The 18143-nt window shown below is 45.1% G+C and carries 11 protein-coding genes; 8 read left to right on the forward strand and 3 right to left on the reverse strand.

Going from position 1 to position 18143, the window contains the following annotated elements; translation table 11 throughout:
• Positions 1-29: 29 nt before the first annotated feature.
• The gene (xseA, locus tag SPUTW3181_RS07065; RefSeq protein WP_025008709.1) at positions 30-1376 is read right to left on the reverse strand and encodes an exodeoxyribonuclease VII large subunit; all 1347 of its coding nucleotides are present in this window, start codon (positions 1374-1376) and stop codon (positions 30-32) included.
• 120 nt (positions 1377-1496) lie between these two features.
• On the opposite strand from xseA, the gene guaB reads away from it, so the two are divergent.
• The 3 genes from guaB to tadA all read left to right on the forward strand — a co-directional run bounded on the left by guaB (position 1497) and on the right by tadA (position 5319).
• Complete coding sequence (gene guaB / locus SPUTW3181_RS07070; protein ID WP_011788710.1) at positions 1497-2963, forward strand: IMP dehydrogenase; 1467 nt, start codon at positions 1497-1499, stop codon at positions 2961-2963.
• A 117-nt stretch (positions 2964-3080) separates the two neighbouring features.
• Positions 3081-4658: a glutamine-hydrolyzing GMP synthase gene (gene guaA / locus SPUTW3181_RS07075; RefSeq protein ID WP_011788711.1), complete on the forward strand. Its 1578-nt coding sequence runs from the start codon at positions 3081-3083 to the stop codon at positions 4656-4658.
• 151 nt (positions 4659-4809) lie between these two features.
• Complete coding sequence (gene tadA, locus SPUTW3181_RS07080; RefSeq protein ID WP_014611000.1) at positions 4810-5319, forward strand: tRNA adenosine(34) deaminase TadA; 510 nt, start codon at positions 4810-4812, stop codon at positions 5317-5319.
• A 457-nt stretch (positions 5320-5776) separates the two neighbouring features.
• On the opposite strand, the gene mltF is transcribed toward tadA, so the two are convergent.
• Entirely contained in the window at positions 5777-7210 is a 1434-nt protein-coding gene (mltF, locus tag SPUTW3181_RS07085; protein ID WP_011788713.1) for a membrane-bound lytic murein transglycosylase MltF, read from the reverse strand.
• A 278-nt stretch (positions 7211-7488) separates the two neighbouring features.
• Between mltF and purL the strand changes: the two genes are divergently transcribed.
• The 5 genes from purL to SPUTW3181_RS22110 all read left to right on the forward strand — a co-directional run bounded on the left by purL (position 7489) and on the right by SPUTW3181_RS22110 (position 15912).
• A complete protein-coding gene (purL, locus tag SPUTW3181_RS07090; protein ID WP_011788714.1) occupies positions 7489-11370 on the forward strand; it encodes a phosphoribosylformylglycinamidine synthase in 3882 nt (1293 codons plus the stop codon).
• Between the two features lie 1243 nt (positions 11371-12613).
• Positions 12614-14170, forward strand: coding sequence for a cytochrome ubiquinol oxidase subunit I (locus SPUTW3181_RS07095; RefSeq protein ID WP_011788715.1), 1557 nt, complete (start codon positions 12614-12616; stop codon positions 14168-14170).
• Between the two features lie 15 nt (positions 14171-14185).
• Positions 14186-15325, forward strand: coding sequence for a cytochrome d ubiquinol oxidase subunit II (gene cydB, locus SPUTW3181_RS07100; protein ID WP_011788716.1), 1140 nt, complete (start codon positions 14186-14188; stop codon positions 15323-15325).
• A gap of 29 nt (positions 15326-15354) precedes the next feature.
• Entirely contained in the window at positions 15355-15471 is a 117-nt protein-coding gene (gene cydX / locus SPUTW3181_RS07105) for a cytochrome bd-I oxidase subunit CydX (RefSeq protein WP_011788717.1), read from the forward strand.
• 204 nt (positions 15472-15675) lie between these two features.
• Positions 15676-15912 carry a hypothetical protein gene (locus tag SPUTW3181_RS22110; RefSeq protein ID WP_011788718.1) on the forward strand — a complete coding sequence of 79 codons (237 nt, stop codon included), beginning with the start codon at positions 15676-15678 and terminating at the stop codon, positions 15910-15912.
• Between the two features lie 66 nt (positions 15913-15978).
• Here the strand turns inward: SPUTW3181_RS22110 and SPUTW3181_RS07110 are convergent, their stop codons facing one another.
• Positions 15979-17982 carry a methyl-accepting chemotaxis protein gene (locus tag SPUTW3181_RS07110; protein WP_011788719.1) on the reverse strand — a complete coding sequence of 668 codons (2004 nt, stop codon included), beginning with the start codon at positions 17980-17982 and terminating at the stop codon, positions 15979-15981.
• Between the last annotated feature and the right edge of the window lie 161 nt (positions 17983-18143).

Consider the following 18143-nt stretch of genomic DNA (forward strand, 5'->3'; position numbering starts at 1 on the left):
TTTTAAGACGATTTCAGCCTTGCTTAGCCTTATTCGAATGGCTTTATCTGGGTGACAGTTGAGATCACTTGGCCATAGCGTAAGCGAGTTTGTAAGTCATCACCGATAGCCAGTTTATCGACGGAGTCGATCACTTGATTGTGAATATCCGTCGTAATGCTATAACCACGACTTAAAGTGGCTAATGGGCTAACGGTTTCTAATTGATGGGCAGCGTATTTTATCCGCTGTTCACTTTGGCTGAGCTTATCCTGCAATGCATCCTGTAAGCGACTCGCAAGATAACTTAGGCGGGTACCCTCAATGGCGAGTTTATGCTTTGGAGATTGTTGTTCAAGGCGGCTTGCGAGCAACTGCTGACGGCGGCTGAGCAGATGCAAGCGATTTGATAGCGCGGACTCCAGTCGTAATTGCATTTCATCGAATCTTTGTTCGAACTGTTGCAAAGTCCGTTTAGGATCTTGGCGTTGTAATCTATGTTCTAACAAACTTAAGCGTCTTTCTTGCTTGAGCTGATAGTGTCTTACACTTTGCTGCAGCCGCGATAATACAGTCGCGAGTCTTTGGGCTTTATTCTCACTATCTTGAGAGAGAAGTTCGGCACCCGCAGACGGTGTAGGGGCACGGATATCGGCGACATAGTCACTGATAGTGGTATCGACTTCGTGGCCTACGGCGCTGACGATGGGCAGGGCGCTGTTATAAATAGTGTGGGCGAGGGCTTCGCTGTTAAAACACCATAAATCCTCAAGTGAACCGCCACCGCGGGTGAGCAGTAATACATCGACCTCCAACCTTTGATTGGCGATATTAATTGCCTGGCATATGCTCAAGTCCGCAGTTTCACCCTGAACTTGAGTCGGATAGATAATGACTTCAATCGAAGGGTCTCGCCTTGCTAATACATGTAAAACATCACGAATTGCGGCACCTGTTGGTGAAGTAATAACGCCAATGCGTTGAATGTTCTTCGGCAGCGGCCTTTTGGTGTCAGCGGCGAATAATCCTTCGGCGGCGAGCTTCATCTTAAGAGCATCAAACTGCTGCGCCAGTAATCCATCACCCGCGGGTAACATGGACTCAATTAATAATTGATAGTCGCCTCTGGGTTCATAAACACTGATTGCGCCTTTGACTAACACTTGCTGACCATTGATGGGTTTAAAGCTGACTGTCTGATTACGGCCTTTAAACATGGCGCAGCGGATCTGGGAGTAATGATCTTTTAGGGTTAAATACCAATGACCTGAGCTAGGGGAAGAAAAGTTGGATATTTCGCCATTAAGCCAAATTTTACCCAATTGTCCCTCGAGGATTTGCCTGACTTCACCATTGAGCCGCGAGACAGTATAAATGTTGTTTTTGGTGCCTTGCATCGAATAACTCAAGAAAATGGGGATATTTGCTATTTTCCATTTACCGCGCCCCATATGCAAGGTATAATCCCGCCGCAATATTTCACCTCTAAATCCTACTCAACTGGGGAGATGTTGCTAATGCTACGTTTAATTAAAGAAGCGCTTACTTTTGACGATGTGTTACTTGTTCCTGCGCATTCTACTGTACTCCCAAATACCGCAGTTCTTAAAACTCGCCTAACCAATACTATCGAACTCAACATTCCGCTTGTGTCTGCCGCTATGGACACAGTTACCGAAGCTCGCCTTGCGATTGCGATGGCGCAGGAAGGTGGCTTAGGTTTTATTCACAAAAACATGAGTATTGAGAAACAAGCCGAAGAAGTGCGTAAAGTAAAAATTTACGAAGCTGGCGTGGTTCAACAACCTGTGACAGTGACTCCTTCAACGACACTTGCTGATCTGAAAGTGTTAACCCTGAAAAACGGTTTTGCCGGTTACCCCGTGGTTAACGAAGCGAATGAGCTTGTCGGTATCATTACTGGCCGTGACGTGCGCTTTGTGACGGATTGGAGCAAAACGGTAGAGGAAGTGATGACGCCTAAGTCGCGTTTAGTCACCGTTGCTGAAGGCACTAAGTTAGATGAAGTGCAAAAATTAATGCACTCTAACCGTATTGAAAAAGTGCTGGTTGTCGATGATAACTTTAAATTAAAAGGGTTGATTACCGTTAAAGACTTCGAGAAAGCCGAGCGTAAACCTAACGCCTGTAAAGATGAGTTAGGCCGTTTACGCGTGGGCGCCGCCGTTGGTGCGGGTGCCGGCAACGAAGAGCGCGTTGATGCGCTGGTTAAGGCCGGTGTTGACGTACTGTTGATCGACTCTTCCCATGGACATTCTGAAGGCGTATTACAACGTATTCGCGAAACCCGTGCCAAGTACCCAGATTTACAAATTGTGGGTGGTAACGTCGCCACGGCTGAAGGTGCTTTAGCCTTAGTTGAAGCGGGTGTTAACGCTGTTAAAGTGGGTATTGGTCCTGGTTCTATCTGTACAACCCGTATCGTAACCGGTGTTGGTGTGCCCCAAATTACCGCAGTTTCCGATGCCGCCGAAGCCGTAAAAGGCTTAGGTATTCCTGTGATTGCCGATGGTGGTGTGCGTTTTTCTGGCGACTTAGCCAAAGCCCTTGCCGCGGGTGCATCTTGTATTATGGCGGGTTCAATGTTTGCTGGTACCGATGAAGCACCAGGCGAAACTGAACTCTATCAAGGGCGTGCATATAAATCATACCGTGGTATGGGGTCATTAGGCGCTATGTCTCAAGGCTCTTCTGATCGTTATTTCCAATCTGACAATGCTGCCGACAAACTGGTGCCAGAAGGCATTGAAGGCCGCGTGCCTTATAAAGGCAAGCTTAAGGAAATCATCCATCAACATATGGGTGGTTTACGTTCATGCATGGGCTTAACAGGCTGTGCAACCATTAGCGAGCTGAATGAAAAAGCGCAATTTGTAAAAGTGACTTCTGCGGGTATGGGCGAGTCCCATGTACACGATGTGACTATCACTAAAGAAGCGCCGAACTACCGTTCTGGTTCATAAATGTTTGATGTAGTGGGGCGGCAATAAGCCGCCCCACTAACAATATGTGTGATGCTCTCAAGCTTGACGTTGTCAGTTTTGAGCCAAGTTAAACAATAGATAAAATAAAGGTTATCCATGAGCGATATTCATGAGCACAAGATACTGATCCTCGATTTTGGATCCCAGTACACTCAACTGATTGCCCGTCGTATCCGTGAAATTGGCGTTTACTGCGAATTATGGGCATGGGATGTGACCGAAGCCCAAATCCGTGAGTTTGCCCCTAACGGTATTATCCTAGCGGGCGGCCCTGAAAGTGTGACGGCTGAAAATTCTCCCCGTGCACCTGAATATGTCTTTAACGCTGGCATACCTGTTTTAGGTATTTGCTACGGCATGCAGACTATGTCTGAGCAGTTAGGTGGTAAAGTTATTCAAGGTGTGGGCGAAGGTGAATTTGGCTACGCTCAAATTGAAATGCTGACAAAATCTGCGCTGTTCAAAGATATTGAAGATGCAGTCAATAGCGAAGGGAAACCTCTGCTCGATGTATGGATGAGCCACGGTGATAAAGTCTCTGCGATCCCTGAGGGATTTGTGGCGGTAGCTAAAACCGATACTTGCCCATTTGCTGCTATGGCTAATGAAGAAAAACGCTTCTATGGCGTACAGTTCCACCCAGAAGTGACCCACACTCGTCAAGGCATGCGGATGTTATCGCATTTTGCCTTAGACATCTGTGGCTGTGCCGCCAACTGGAAACCCTCATCGATTATTGAAGATGCGATTGAGCGTTTGAAGAAGCAAATCGGCGATGATGAAGTGATTTTAGGCTTGTCTGGTGGTGTCGATTCTTCGGTTGTAGCTATGTTGCTACACCGCGCGATTGGTAAAAAACTGACCTGCGTATTCGTTGATAACGGTTTATTGCGATTGAATGAAGCTGCACAAGTGATGGAAATGTTTGGCGATCATTTCGGCCTGAATATCATCCACGTTGATGCGGAAAACCGTTTCCTCGATGCGATGAAGGGCGTTGCAGATCCAGAAGCAAAACGCAAAATCATCGGCCGTGTATTTGTGGAAATTTTCGATGAAGAATCGAAAAAATGCGCCAATGCTAAATGGTTAGCCCAAGGGACTATCTACCCCGATGTGATTGAATCTGCTGGCAGCGCCACAGGTAAAGCCCATGTGATTAAATCACACCATAACGTCGGCGGTTTGCCAGACGATATGGCGCTCGGCTTAGTTGAGCCACTGCGTGAACTCTTTAAAGATGAAGTGCGCAAAATTGGTCTTGAGTTAGGTCTGCCTTACAATATGCTTTATCGTCACCCGTTCCCAGGTCCAGGCTTAGGGGTGCGTGTACTCGGTGAAGTGAAGAAAGAATACTGTGACTTGTTGCGCCGCGCCGATGCTATCTTCATCGAAGAACTGCATAAAGCCGACTTATACAATAAAGTCAGCCAAGCCTTTACCGTGTTCTTACCTGTGCGCTCTGTTGGCGTGATGGGCGATGGCCGTAAATATGACTGGGTTGTATCACTGCGCGCAGTGGAAACCATCGATTTTATGACGGCACATTGGGCACATCTACCCTATGATTTCTTGGGGCGAGTGTCGAACCGCATCATCAACGAAGTCGATGGCATTTCCCGTGTGGTTTACGATATCTCTGGCAAGCCGCCAGCGACTATCGAGTGGGAATAAGTTAATTATTTGAATTAACGATTAAAAGGCGCCGAGTGCGCCTTTTTTGTTGTTTGATGGATTAACTTAGGCTGAATGACTCAGCTGTGAAATATCTGTGTTTGACTGATATAATCCCGCTTTACTTTTGGCTTAAAGAGAGAAAGTGTCAGTGGAGCAAACTGAGTTGGACGAATATTGGATGCAAGTCGCGATGCAGATGGCAGAGAAGGCTGAAGCTGCGGGCGAGGTGCCTGTGGGTGCGGTTCTGGTCAAAGACGGTCAGCAGATTGCGACGGGTTACAATTTATCCATTAGCCAACACGATCCTAGCGCCCATGCAGAGATCCTCTGTTTACGTAGCGCAGGTAAAAAGCTCGAAAACTATCGTCTTTTGGATGCCACCCTTTATATAACCCTTGAACCTTGCGCTATGTGTGCAGGCGCTATGGTGCACAGCCGGATCGCGCGGGTGGTTTATGGTGCTCGGGATGAAAAAACGGGTGCTGCGGGGACTGTGGTGAATTTACTGCAACATCCGGCGTTTAATCATCAAGTTGAAGTGACATCAGGTGTATTAGCTGAGGCTTGTAGCGCACAGTTGAGTCGTTTTTTTAAACGCCGTAGGGATGAAAAGAAGGCTTTAAAACTGGCTCAAAGGGCGCAGCAAGGGATAGAGTAAAAGCGATAGAAAGTGTTTTTAGTCTTGAGATTGGATAAAAGTAAAGAAAAGTTTTTGGCGGTTTAATATTCGACGATGGCGTATTTTTAGCAAAGTACGACGACGTGATGCATTGTTATGATGAATAGTTTTTTTTCTCATATTGACCCCATTTTTGATTATTTTTATTGAGCATTATTTATTCGCACTTTTACTTTGATTTAACGCCTGTAACGCTAATGTTTTATCTCAATTGACTAAGACAGTAGCAGTTGAGATAAGCAGCGGCAATCCCCTTATGGTTATCTGCTTTATAAACCAGCAAGTTAAGGCATTAATTGATGCACTTTAGCGCTTATTCTCTTAATTAAAGATTAAAATTTCTAGATTTTAGGTTAAGAAAGTCAATAGTGAGTGTTGGCTCAATTTCTGTGCGTATAAAAATAACGCTTAAGCATCTTTGGCTTACTTAAATAAGTTATTTAGGTTGATCTGGGCTAAGGGAGCCTGCAGGCATACTGGGGAGTTCTTCAGCAATAAGATCGTTTTGCTCGTCCTCTGGCATAGGCTGTTTTGACTGATTATCCACCCACACCAATGTATCGTAGTAGCGGCGAATACTATCCACGTAATGTACAGCTTCACTGCCACGAGCATAACCATAACGGGTTTTTTGGTAATATTTCCGTTTTTGTAGTAGAGGTAAAACTTTCTTTAGATCTCGCCAAGCATTGGGATTTAATTCCATTGATTCTGCGAGTTTTCGCGCATCTTCCACATGGGCATACCCTATATTGTAAGAGGCTAGTGCAAACCACATACGTTGACTTTCAGGGATGGATTCGGGCAAACGGTTAATCATATCCCTTAGATATGCGGCGCCTCCGCGGATACTTTCTTCTGCATCGAGGCGGTTAGTGATGCCAATTTCTTTGGCTGTGGGTTCTGTGAGCATCATCATGCCACGGACTCCCGTGGGGGAGCGGGCATGCGGATTCCAGTGGGATTCTTGGTAACTTGTTGCTGCAAGTTTACGCCAATCTAAATCACCTGCATGGGTCTCAAACAGTTGACGATAACGAGGAAGGACTGTTTCGATAGCACGCAGGAAAGCACGAGTATCGATATAATCGAAACGTTTAACGTGGCCAAAATACTTTTCATTGAGATGATCGAGCGTCCCTGCGAGCTTTTCTTGATGCCAGAAAGCCAATAATTGGCTCATAAGTGCATCGCTGTGAGTCGGTGGTAATAACCAGACCACATCGAGTTTTTCTTCAAGCACAGGGCCAGAACGTAAATCGGGTAGATAACGACGGTTAATTTGCACACTGCTGGAGTCGGCGATGGTGTAATCAATTTCTTTATTCGCGATCATCGCCAGCAACTCTTCACTGTCTTTATCTGTTACTTGATCCCAGACTAAACTCGGATGATGTTTTTGCAGTTGAGTCAATGTCTCTACAAACGCTGAGTCAGCAATGATAGTGATTCTTCCTTTTAACTTGCTGATATCTTTGGGAGCTGCCACGCCTTCTCGATAAACGAGCACTTGATTAACGCGATATAAAGGTGGGCCTAGACGGAATTGTTCTCTTCGCGCAGGCGTTTCTGTCATACCTGCGGCAATAATATCAATATCATTCTTTTTTAGGGCGTCATAGAGCTCTGAGCGGTTAGTATAAGGCACCATTTTTAAGGGGACGTTGAGATATTCGGCAAATCGCAGCGCCATATCGTAGTCAAATCCACTATTTCCTTGGCCGGATGTCATATAGATCTGAGGGCCATAAAGGGTTCCCACTCGCAGTTCAGTGAGCTGATGAGGAACGAATTCTGGTTCGTCCACGGTCACCTGCTGACAGGCAGTCAGTAAGAAACCTAAGATGATAATAAGCAGAAATCGAGTCATTAAATGCGCTTTGTTAAATAAAATCAATACGATGAAAAATAGATGGTCAGTGAGGTATCAGAGATAAAATGGCTGACAGTGCTGTGATTATATCCGTTTGTGTGGGATAACGAAAAAAATTTGTACAGGGGAGAAGGAGGAGTCTGATAACACCACGCTTTTTATCTCACAGGAAACACTGTTTTGCGTAAGGTCACAGGTGATTTGTGATAGACATTTCCCTATAATAGCGCCACATCTGACCCCTGCAATAATAAATAATAAGGTGAATAGACGTGATGGAGATCATCCGCGGAGCCCCCGCACTCTCGATGTTTAGAGTGCAAAAGCTAATGGAGGCCTGCGTAAACGCGGCGCTTCCGGTACGCCAAATCTATGCTGAGTATGTGCATTTAGCGGATTTGAGCGAGTTGCTCGACACAAATGAACGCCAGCAACTTGAAAAAATTCTCACCTATGGACCTGCGATAGAAGCTCATATCCCCCAAGGTTCACTCCTGTTTGTTACTCCTCGCCCCGGCACAATTTCCCCATGGTCATCTAAAGCCACTGATATCGCCCACAATTGTGGTCTTGGTAAGGTGAAGCGTTTGGAGCGTGGTGTTGCCTATTATGTCGAGTCAGATGCACTGACAGTGGCCCAGCAACAAACCTTAAATGCGTTGCTGCACGATCGTATGGTTGAAATTATCCTCGATGATTTTGCCAAAGCCGATGTGTTATTCAAACGTACTGAGCCTGCGCCGTTTAAGAGCGTCAATATTCTTGGGGAAGGTCGCCGTGCACTTGAGGTGGCTAACACTGAATTGGGGCTTGCCTTAGCCGAAGATGAAATCGACTATTTAGTCGAGAACTTCGTCCGTTTAGGCCGTAATCCCCATGACATCGAATTGATGATGTTTGCTCAGGCAAACTCTGAGCATTGTCGTCACAAGATTTTTAATGCAGATTGGACTATTGACGGTGAAGTTCAGCCTAAGTCATTGTTCAAAATGATCAAGAACACCTTTGAAACCACGCCTGATCATGTGTTATCTGCCTACAAAGATAACGCTGCAGTGATGGAAGGTTCGGTTGCGGGTCGTTTCTTCCCCGATCCTGATGGGGTGTATAGCTACCACACTGAGCCTATGCACATCCTGATGAAAGTGGAAACCCACAACCATCCCACTGCCATCAGCCCCTATCCTGGCGCTGCAACCGGTTCGGGTGGTGAAATCCGTGATGAGGGCGCTACGGGGCGTGGCTCTAAACCTAAAGCCGGTTTAACAGGCTTTAGCGTATCCAATTTAAAAATCCCAGGTTTTGTTCAACCATGGGAAGGCAATTACGGTAAGCCTGAACGTATCGTGAGTGCGCTGGATATTATGACCGAAGGCCCCTTAGGTGGTGCTGCATTTAATAACGAGTTTGGTCGTCCGGCACTGGTCGGTTATTTCCGTACCTATGAACAGGAAGTCAGCAGCCACAACGGTGTTGAAGTCCGTGGTTACCACAAGCCGATTATGTTAGCCGGTGGTTTAGGTAACATTCGTGAAGAACACGTGCAAAAGGGCGAAATTACCGTTGGCGCTAAGCTGATTGTGCTCGGTGGCCCTGCGATGAACATAGGTCTGGGCGGCGGCGCGGCTTCCTCTATGGCATCGGGTCAATCGAGCGAAGACTTGGATTTTGCTTCTGTGCAACGTGAAAACCCAGAAATGGAACGTCGTTGTCAGGAAGTGATTGACCGCTGTTGGCAGCTTGGCGATAAAAACCCTATCCAATTTATCCACGATGTGGGCGCGGGCGGTTTGTCGAACGCTTTCCCAGAACTCGTGAATGACGGCGAGCGCGGCGGTTTGTTTAATCTGCGTAATGTGCCTTCGGATGAGCCTGGCATGAGTCCGCTGGAAATCTGGTGTAACGAATCACAAGAACGTTATGTGCTGTCAGTTGCCCCCGAAAATCTGGCGCTATTTACTGCCATCTGTGAGCGTGAGCGCGCGCCTTTTGCGGTGGTGGGTGAAGCGACGGCGGAAAAACACCTGACGCTTAGCGACAGCCATTTCGACAATAATCCTATCGATTTACCGCTCGAAGTTTTATTAGGCAAAGCGCCTAAGATGAGCCGTGATGTGGTATCGGCCAAAGCGGTATCGCCCGCGTTAGCGCAAGACAAGATTGATGTTAAAGAAGCGGTTAAACGCGTACTGAGCTTGCCGACTGTCGCAGATAAAACCTTCCTTATCACTATTGGCGATCGCACAGTTACAGGTTTAGTGAACCGTGACCAAATGGTGGGCCCATGGCAAGTGCCTGTGGCCGATTGCGCGGTGACTGCGGCAAGCTTTGATACCTACGCCGGTGAAGCTATGTCACTGGGTGAACGTACACCGCTGGCACTGCTTGATTTTGGCGCCTCTGCCCGTATGGCGGTGGCTGAATCCATCATGAATATCGCTGGTGCCGATATCGGTTCATTTAAGCGCATTAAGCTTTCTGCTAACTGGATGTCTGCCGCGGGTCACCCCGGTGAAGATGCGGGTCTTTATGAAGCGGTGAAAGCCGTGGGTGAAGAACTGTGTCCAGAGCTCTGCCTGACCATTCCGGTCGGTAAAGACTCTATGTCGATGAAGACCGCATGGCAGCAAGATGGCGCGGATAAAACCGTGACGTCACCTATGTCATTGGTGATTACGGCTTTTGGCGTGGTGCAAGATATTCGCAATACAGTGACGCCAGAGCTACGCACAGATAAAGGCGAAACGTCTTTACTGTTAGTGGATTTAGGTGCGGGCAAAAATCGTTTAGGCGGTTCTTGTTTAGCCCAAGTGTTTGGTGAGCTGGGTGATATTGCGCCGGATCTTGACGATGCAGCACTACTGCGTGGTTTCTTCGAAACCATGCAAAATCTAGTGGCTAAAAAGTCGGTTATCGCTTACCACGACCGTAGCGACGGTGGTTTATTCACTACCTTAGTGGAAATGGCTTTTGCTGGTAATACTGGTTTAGACATAGATGTAGAAGACTTGCAGGGCACGGATTTAGAGCGACTCTTTAATGAAGAGCTCGGCGCTGTGCTGCAAGTGAGCCGCGACAACGCTGCGAAAATTGCCGCTCAGTTTGCAATCGCTGGCGTACCTTGCCATGTGATTGGAACCCTCGCCGACGATCAACGCATCACCATTAAAGATGGCGCGCGTGAAATCTTCAGTGATACCCGTGTTGCGCTGCGTACTGTGTGGTCAGAAACCACGTATCGTATGCAAGCTTTGCGTGATAACCCAGCCTGCGCGCTTGAAGAGTTCAAACTTAAGCAAGACGAAACCGATTTAGGCTTAACCGTTAACTTAAGTTTTGATCCAAGCCAAGATGTTGCCGCGCCTTATATTCTTAAGGGCGCTGCGCCTAAGATGGCGATTTTGCGTGAGCAGGGCGTTAACTCCCACGTAGAAATGGCAGCAGCCTTTGATCGCGCTGGCTTTGAAAGCCGCGACGTACACATGTCGGACATTTTATCTGGCCGTATTAGCCTAGAGGATTTCCAAGGCCTAGTGGCCTGTGGTGGCTTCTCCTACGGTGATGTATTAGGCGCAGGTGAGGGTTGGGCTAAGTCGATTCTGTTTAACGAGCGTGCGCGCGATGAGTTTTCACGTTTCTTTGAACGTGACTCAAGTTTCGCCCTTGGCGTGTGTAACGGTTGTCAAATGCTGTCGAACCTGAAAGAAATTATCCCAGGTAGCGAGCACTGGCCACGTTTTGTGCGTAACCGCTCAGAGCGTTTCGAAGCGCGTTTCAGTTTAGTTGAGGTGCAACAGAGCCCGTCGTTATTCTTCCAAGGTATGGCGGGTTCTCGTATGCCTATCGCCGTATCCCACGGTGAAGGTTTGGCTGAGTTTGCCAGCCCTGAAGCGCTGGCGATTGCCGAAGCGTCAGGCACGATTGCGCTGCGTTTTGTTAATGGTAAAGGTGATATCGCGACTCAGTATCCACAAAACCCGAACGGTTCGCCAAATGGCTTGACGGGGATTTGTACCACCGATGGTCGTGTGACACTGATGATGCCGCATCCAGAACGTGTGTTCAGAACCGTAGCGAACTCTTGGCATCCGGATACTTGGGGTGAAGATAGCCCTTGGATGCGAATGTTCCGTAACGCCCGAGTGACCTTAGGTTAACCTCCTCAAATACAAGAAGTTTAAAGTTTAGGTCATCAAAAAAGGAGCGAATTTTTTCGCTCCTTTTTTATATTCTAAATGCATGTTTTATTAAAATTAGCCATTTCAATATATTAGCCTTTATTGCAAATAATCTATTGTACTTAAGTAACTAAATTCTCGCTTTAATTGCCAATTACCTCTTAATGAGTATGTTGCACACTCGATAAATCTTTAGTCTCAATCTTCTAAAGCGATTTCCCTTACAAAAAATAGGGTATAGGAAAAGAAAAAGCCTCCAACTCAAGGAGAAGGAGGCTGGTTTTGCGCTAACAAAACTTCAAACTAAATCAGGATCTATATCGAGTAATATGTAAAATCTTAAAGCTCGTGTGCTTTATAAAGTTCAACAAAAACAGGCTTGTAGATGTTAATTAGACGTTCAAATAAGTTTGTCATATCGCTGTCTCCATAACAAAGTTAAACCAAGATGTGCGATATCGGGCTTTTCTGGGACGCTTCACCAGAACGATAAAACTGCCGTCTTAGCACTGGACACATATTAAGCAATGAATAAAATCTTATCAAACGAGAAAAAATACAAATAATCATTAGAAAAATTAATCTTAAATTTTTTTAATGATTCAGCTTTTAATTTTTAACTTTTCATATGCATATGATTTATATTTTATTTTTTATTGATTATCTATATGTTTGATTTGTTAAGTAATAGTATATTTGTTGTTTTTTGTATACCTATTGTTGATTTGTGGCGTTTGGTTTTGATTTTCATATGAAAGCGATAAAAATGTCACTTTACATTTAATAATTTACGCTCTCTACACCTTTTTTGTTGATTTGTCAATTACCGTGAGTGGGGAAGTGTGTGCCTTGCCGCAAAACCCATCTAAACCCCTGAGTTTGATTGATTTGAATCAAAAGCAGGTGGTATAAAATACTCACAAATGAAAACGAGTAAATATCCTAACTATCTGATATTTATATCGATGGGATCATTTGATTGGTTAGGTTGTGAGGCATTAGTCTCAATGCTATGTGATAGTGTGACGCTTGTCCCAATATGTGATGGAAATTGATACTTTTAGCCCTTGCTGCTTCGATGTAATGCAAAAGATTAATTTTAACGGTTTATACTGTCGCCAGATATAAACACAAAATGAAACTCACTATCCTACAAAGGCACTTGCTATAAACAATTCGGATTTCGTTGTAGCAATTGGACGCACCACGTAAGGAGTTACCGATGATTGTTGAAGAGGTTGTTGAGCTATCGCGGTTGCAGTTTGCGCTGACAGCCATGTATCACTTCCTATTTGTTCCTTTAACTTTAGGGTTAGCATTTTTGCTGGCTATCATGGAATCACTCTATGTGATGACTGATAAACAAATTTATAAAGATATGACTAAGTTCTGGGGTAAGTTATTTGGTATTAACTTTGCCTTGGGTGTTTCAACGGGCTTGGCGATGGAGTTCCAGTTTGGTACTAACTGGTCTTATTATTCGCATTATGTTGGTGACATCTTTGGTGCACCACTTGCCATTGAAGGTTTAATGGCCTTCTTCCTTGAATCTACCTTCGTAGGTATGTTCTTCTTCGGTTGGGATCGTTTCACTAAGCGCCAACATTTAGCTGTGACTTGGTTAGTTGCCTTTGGTTCTAACTTATCAGCGCTATGGATTTTGGTTGCTAATGGTTGGATGCAAAATCCAGTGGGCAGCGTATTCAATTACGAAACCATGCGTATGGAAATGACCAGTTTTGCTGAAGTGGTCTTTAACCCCGTTGCACAGGTGAAATTTGTTCACACTGTGGCTTCTGGTTATGTGACGGGTGCTATGTTTGTGTTAGCGATCAGTGCTTACTACATTCTTAAAAAACGTGACTTACCTTTTGCCCGCCGTTCGTTTGCGATTGCGGCAAGTTTTGGTATGGCATCGATCCTGTCTGTTATCGTTTTAGGTGATGAATCAGGCTATAAAGTGGGTGAAGCTCAGCGCGTTAAGTTAGCTGCGATTGAAGCTGAATGGCACACAGAGCCTGCACCAGCAGCCTTTACTGCGATAGGTTTCCCTAATCAAGAAACGATGGAAACTGATTTTGCAGTCAAGATCCCTTATGCAATGGGTATTGTTGCGACTCGTTCATTGGATGAGGAAGTAACAGGTATTCATGACTTGATTGCTGAGCACGAAGTGCGTATTCGTAACGGTATGAAAGCCTATGAGATGTTGGTGAAATTGCGTGCAGGTGAAGAAACCCCTGAACTACGTGCTGCTTTTGAAACGGCTAAAGTGGACTTAGGATACGGTTTCTTACTCAAACGCTATACCGATAACATTGTCGATGCGACTGAAGAACAAATTAAAGCGGCTGCTAAGGATTCTATCCCAAGTGTTGCGCCTATGTTCTGGAGTTTCCGTATCATGGTGGGATTAGGTTTTGTCATGCTGTTTGTGTTTGCAGCGGCATTCTGGCAAAGCACTCGTCATCAAATTGAAGAGAAAAAATGGGTGCTTAAGGCTGCGCTTTATAGCTTACCATTACCTTGGATCGCCATTGAATGCGGTTGGTTTGTGGCTGAATACGGTCGTCAACCTTGGACAATTTCTGAAGTCTTGCCAACCTTTATGTCTGCGTCGAGTTTAACGACGGGTGATTTATGGTTCAGTATCCTCTCTATCACACTTTTCTACACAATCTTGTTAGTGATTGAGATGTTCCTGATGTTTAAGTTTGCCCGCCTTGGTCCGAGCAGTTTAAAAACTGGTCGTTATCATTTCGAGAAACTAGAAGCCTAAGCAGAGGATTTCATTATGTTTGATTATGAAATATTAAGAGTAATCTGGTGGGCTCTGATCGGCGTACTGTTCATCGGATTTGCGGTTACTGACGGTTTTGATATGGGTGTCGGTGCGTTACTACCAATTATAGGTAAAGACGATACCGAGCGCCGTATTATGGTCAATACGATTGCCCCCCATTGGGATGGTAACCAAGTATGGCTAATCACCGCTGGTGGTGCGTTATTTGCCGCTTGGCCAACAGTGTATGCAGTGTCTTTCTCTGGCTTCTATGTGGCTATGATGTTAGTGCTGTTTGCCCTATACATGCGTCCTGTGGGATTTGACTATCGTTCAAAAATCGAGGATCCAAAATGGCGTAAGTCATGGGATTGGGCTCTATTTGCGGGTGGTTTTATTCCTCCACTGATCATTGGTGTTGCCTTTGGTAACTTATTGCAAGGTGTTCCATTTAACTTTGATGAGTTCCTGCGTGCAAAATACCACGGCGGTTTATTTGGCTTACTAAACCCATTTGGTTTACTGGCAGGTCTTGTAAGCGTGAGCATGTTTATGATGCAAGGCGCTTCATGGTTACAAATGAAGACCGATGGTGAACTGCGTGTTCGAGCGGCGAAAGCAACTCAATTCTTTGCGTTATTAGTGGCAGTGTTGTTTGCTGCTGCTGGTGTGTGGTTAGCCAATGGTATTGACGGTTATGTTGTGACTTCGGCACTTGATCACAATGCGGTATCGAACCCAACGATGAAAACAGTAGCGGTTGAGGCTGGAGCATGGTTAGCAAACTATGACAAATACCCCATCACTATGCTGTTCCCTATCTTAGGTGTGGTATTACCCCTGTTGGTGATTTTGGTTAGCCGCTTTAACCGTTCTGGTTTTGCATTCCTATTCAGCTCACTGACTGTGGCTATGGTGATTTTGACTTGTGGTGCGGCTATGTTCCCATTTGTCATGCCATCATCATTAGATCCTAATGTGAGTTTGACTATGTGGGATGCTACGGCCAGTGAGAAGACCTTAGGTGTAATGACAGGTGCAGCCGCGATTTTTGTGCCTATCGTATTAAGTTACACTGTCTGGACTTACTTCAAAATGTTTGGCCGTATTGGCCGTAAACATATTGAAGATAACAAAGCCTCACTCTATTAATGTTTACGAAGAATTAAGGAGCATCTGCTATGTGGTATTTTACGTGGATATTAGGGGTTTTGTTGGCCTGTTCTTTCGGGATTATCAATGCCCTGTGGCTTGAGAATACAGAGAACATGGACAGATCGGCAGAAGATGCCGAGTAACGTCTAATTCAATTTAAAAAACCTCGCAAGCGCGAGGTTTTTTATTGGGTTTTATTAAGGTACATATCCTCGCTTGGGGCTAATACCAATCACATTAAATATCTAATCAGTTCAGAGCCTCACAGGCATCTCAATCCAAGGCGCATTGACGCAGAAATGGTCATTCCCTTTTAAGTCAATGCAACACGGGAGTGGGATGCCTGTGTGGCTCCCGAAGGGCGGGTTGCAACGCGCTTTATACTGCGTTCAAGGCTTTCGACAGAGCACCACTATGCCTTCAAGCCTTCGCCTTGTCTAAAGCGCGTTGAACTCCCGCTGAATGAACAGATATTTAATACGATTGGTATAATATTCACGGCCAATGGAGTCACGGTAGTCAGATCAAAAGGTTTAAGTGAACGCTTAAGAGGCGTGGTTGCAGTGATTGAGTGTATTGGTTAAGTCAACGCAATAAAAATGCCACCCAATGTGGATGGCATTTGATAAACAACTCATTCATTAGTCAAATTAGGCTTTAAATTGGCTTATTTGACGTTTTAATGCCGCAGCGAGGGAAGATAATTCATCGGCAGAATGCACTGTCTCAGTAGCACGGTGTTCTCCTTCATTAGCAAGCTCGCTGATTTGATGCAGATTATGAGTAATCTCTTGGGCAACGCTGCTTTGTTGCTCTGTCGCGGAGGCAATATTACGTGAACTAATGGCAAGCTCACCAATTCTGCGGGTGATTTCTTTAAGCTGTTCGCCAGTGATTTCCCCTTGTGTTGCCGAAGTTGTACCAAGTTGATGACTTTGTGCCATTTGTTCAGTTGCATTTTTCACTTGGGTTTGCAGTTTTTCGATGGTTTGGCTTATCTCCAGAATTGAAGATTGCGTGCGCTGGGCTAATGTACGAACTTCATCAGCAACCACAGCAAAACCACGGCCTTGTTCACCCGCTCGGGCAGCCTCAATAGCAGCATTAAGGGCCAGCAGATTTGTTTGTTCAGCAATACTGTTAATGACCTCTGTCACCTTACTGATAGCCTCGCTTTCTTGGCTAACCTTTTCAATAGATTGGTGACTATTACTGAGTTGTTGGCTTAGTTTGAGCAAGTCTTGTACAACCTTTGTCTGTTGGTTGTAGCCTTCTTTAGCTGCTGAATCGACTTGCAAACTCTGCTCTGCACCGTCTTGGGCATGGTTGGCAACATCACGGATTGAGGTTGACATTTCTTCAATTGCCGTAGCGATTTGATCTGTTTGTAGCATCAATGCTTGGGCTTCTTCACCATTTTGCTTAGCGATGCTTTGCGCTTTTGATGCCTGTTGTTCTAGACTTTCGACAGAATCTTGCAGGGCAATAATGAGTTGTTTTAATTCGGAAGACATGACCGATACGCTGGTGGTGATCTTGTCCACTTCGTTTTGGCTTCGAGGCTCTGATGGCCTTAAGTTTTGACTGAAATCGCCGCGGCCTAAGGTTTCCATATGATCTTGTAAAGCATGTAATGGTTTGAGCGTCCGAATGAGGACCAGTGACAACAATGCCGTAATCAGTGCTATCCCTGTGATGGCGACAATGGCATTGATAATTAATAAATCGATGCTTTCCTCATTCAGTTCGTTTGCTTTTACTTGGCCAAGAAGTACCCAATTCCAGCCCGCCACTGTTTGACTATAGGCAAACATACGTTCGTTACGTGTATTTGAGTAATTCCATTCTGATTTATCTTGCAGTGCTTGCTCTAGAGAAAGACCATCAAGAATTGCTTCATTTACTTTTTCACCCTCATTATATTTAGGATGTGAAACCAGAGTGGTATCGGTTTTGCGCATTAATAAAAAGTGACCACTTTCCTCCAAAGTTAAGTTTTTGACTGCTTTCTGTAATTGCAGTAGGGAGCTGGTTATATCAAAACCTATATATAAAATACCAATGACTTGTCCTTTGGGATCGATTATTGGTCGGTAGATTGTCATGTAGTCTTTGCCAAAGAGTTTGGCATAACCTTCGTATTCTTTACCGCTGATAAGCGGTAGGTAACCAGGATGAGTTCTATCTAAAGAAGTCCCTACTGCACGGGCGCCATCGGCTTTTTTAAGGGAAGTTGCAATACGAACAAAATCATCGCCATCACGGACAAAGACTGTTGCATTGCCGCCCGTAATTTTTGCGAATCGGTCAACTTTACTCATCGAAGCGTTTACTTGCTCTTTTTCGTGTAATAGCGCTGGGGTACTGATCCCTAAGATATTGATGCGCTTATCTGGTTTAGTAAATTGTCCGGGGTACATTTCTTTAAAGACGTCGGCATTACGCCTAGCAAGTTGCAAGATGCTGTCATATTGCAACTCTAACATATCTGATACCGCGTGCATTTCGGCCTTCATTGCGCTTATGCCTTTATCTTCCAGTACATTTGATGCGGCTTTGTAGGCTAATGTGCTTAGTATGCTAAAAATGATAAGCGTGAGGAAAAAAGCGAGGGCGCCAATTTGTTTCGCGATAGGCCAGTTTTTATAGTTCATGCTGCGATCCTATAGGTAAAGGTGGCGCTAATGTAACTCAAGTTTGGCTCAATAGTCTTGATTTGAGTCTAATATTTCTCTTTGTTATAGAGAGTTTGGCAAGTTATTTCCAGTTTAAATAATAAGAGTTAACCCTATATTTTGTAATATAAAAATATTCA

The sequence above is a fragment of the Shewanella sp. W3-18-1 genome (assembly GCF_000015185.1).
GTDB classification, from domain to species: Bacteria; Pseudomonadota; Gammaproteobacteria; order Enterobacterales; family Shewanellaceae; genus Shewanella; species Shewanella putrefaciens.

What these genes read in the sequence shown, in the direction of transcription:
- xseA (WP_025008709.1), bottom strand. Translation starts at nt 1,376, where the DNA reads ATGCAAGGCACCAAAAACAACATTTATACTGTCTCGCGGCTCAATGGT.
- guaB (WP_011788710.1), top strand. Translation starts at nt 1,497, where the DNA reads ATGCTACGTTTAATTAAAGAAGCGCTTACTTTTGACGATGTGTTACTT.
- guaA (WP_011788711.1), top strand. Translation starts at nt 3,081, where the DNA reads ATGAGCGATATTCATGAGCACAAGATACTGATCCTCGATTTTGGATCC.
- mltF (WP_011788713.1), bottom strand. Translation starts at nt 7,210, where the DNA reads ATGACTCGATTTCTGCTTATTATCATCTTAGGTTTCTTACTGACTGCC.
- purL (WP_011788714.1), top strand. Translation starts at nt 7,489, where the DNA reads ATGGAGATCATCCGCGGAGCCCCCGCACTCTCGATGTTTAGAGTGCAA.
- SPUTW3181_RS07095 (WP_011788715.1), top strand. Translation starts at nt 12,614, where the DNA reads ATGATTGTTGAAGAGGTTGTTGAGCTATCGCGGTTGCAGTTTGCGCTG.
- cydB (WP_011788716.1), top strand. Translation starts at nt 14,186, where the DNA reads ATGTTTGATTATGAAATATTAAGAGTAATCTGGTGGGCTCTGATCGGC.
- cydX (WP_011788717.1), top strand. Translation starts at nt 15,355, where the DNA reads ATGTGGTATTTTACGTGGATATTAGGGGTTTTGTTGGCCTGTTCTTTC.
- SPUTW3181_RS07110 (WP_011788719.1), bottom strand. Translation starts at nt 17,982, where the DNA reads ATGAACTATAAAAACTGGCCTATCGCGAAACAAATTGGCGCCCTCGCT.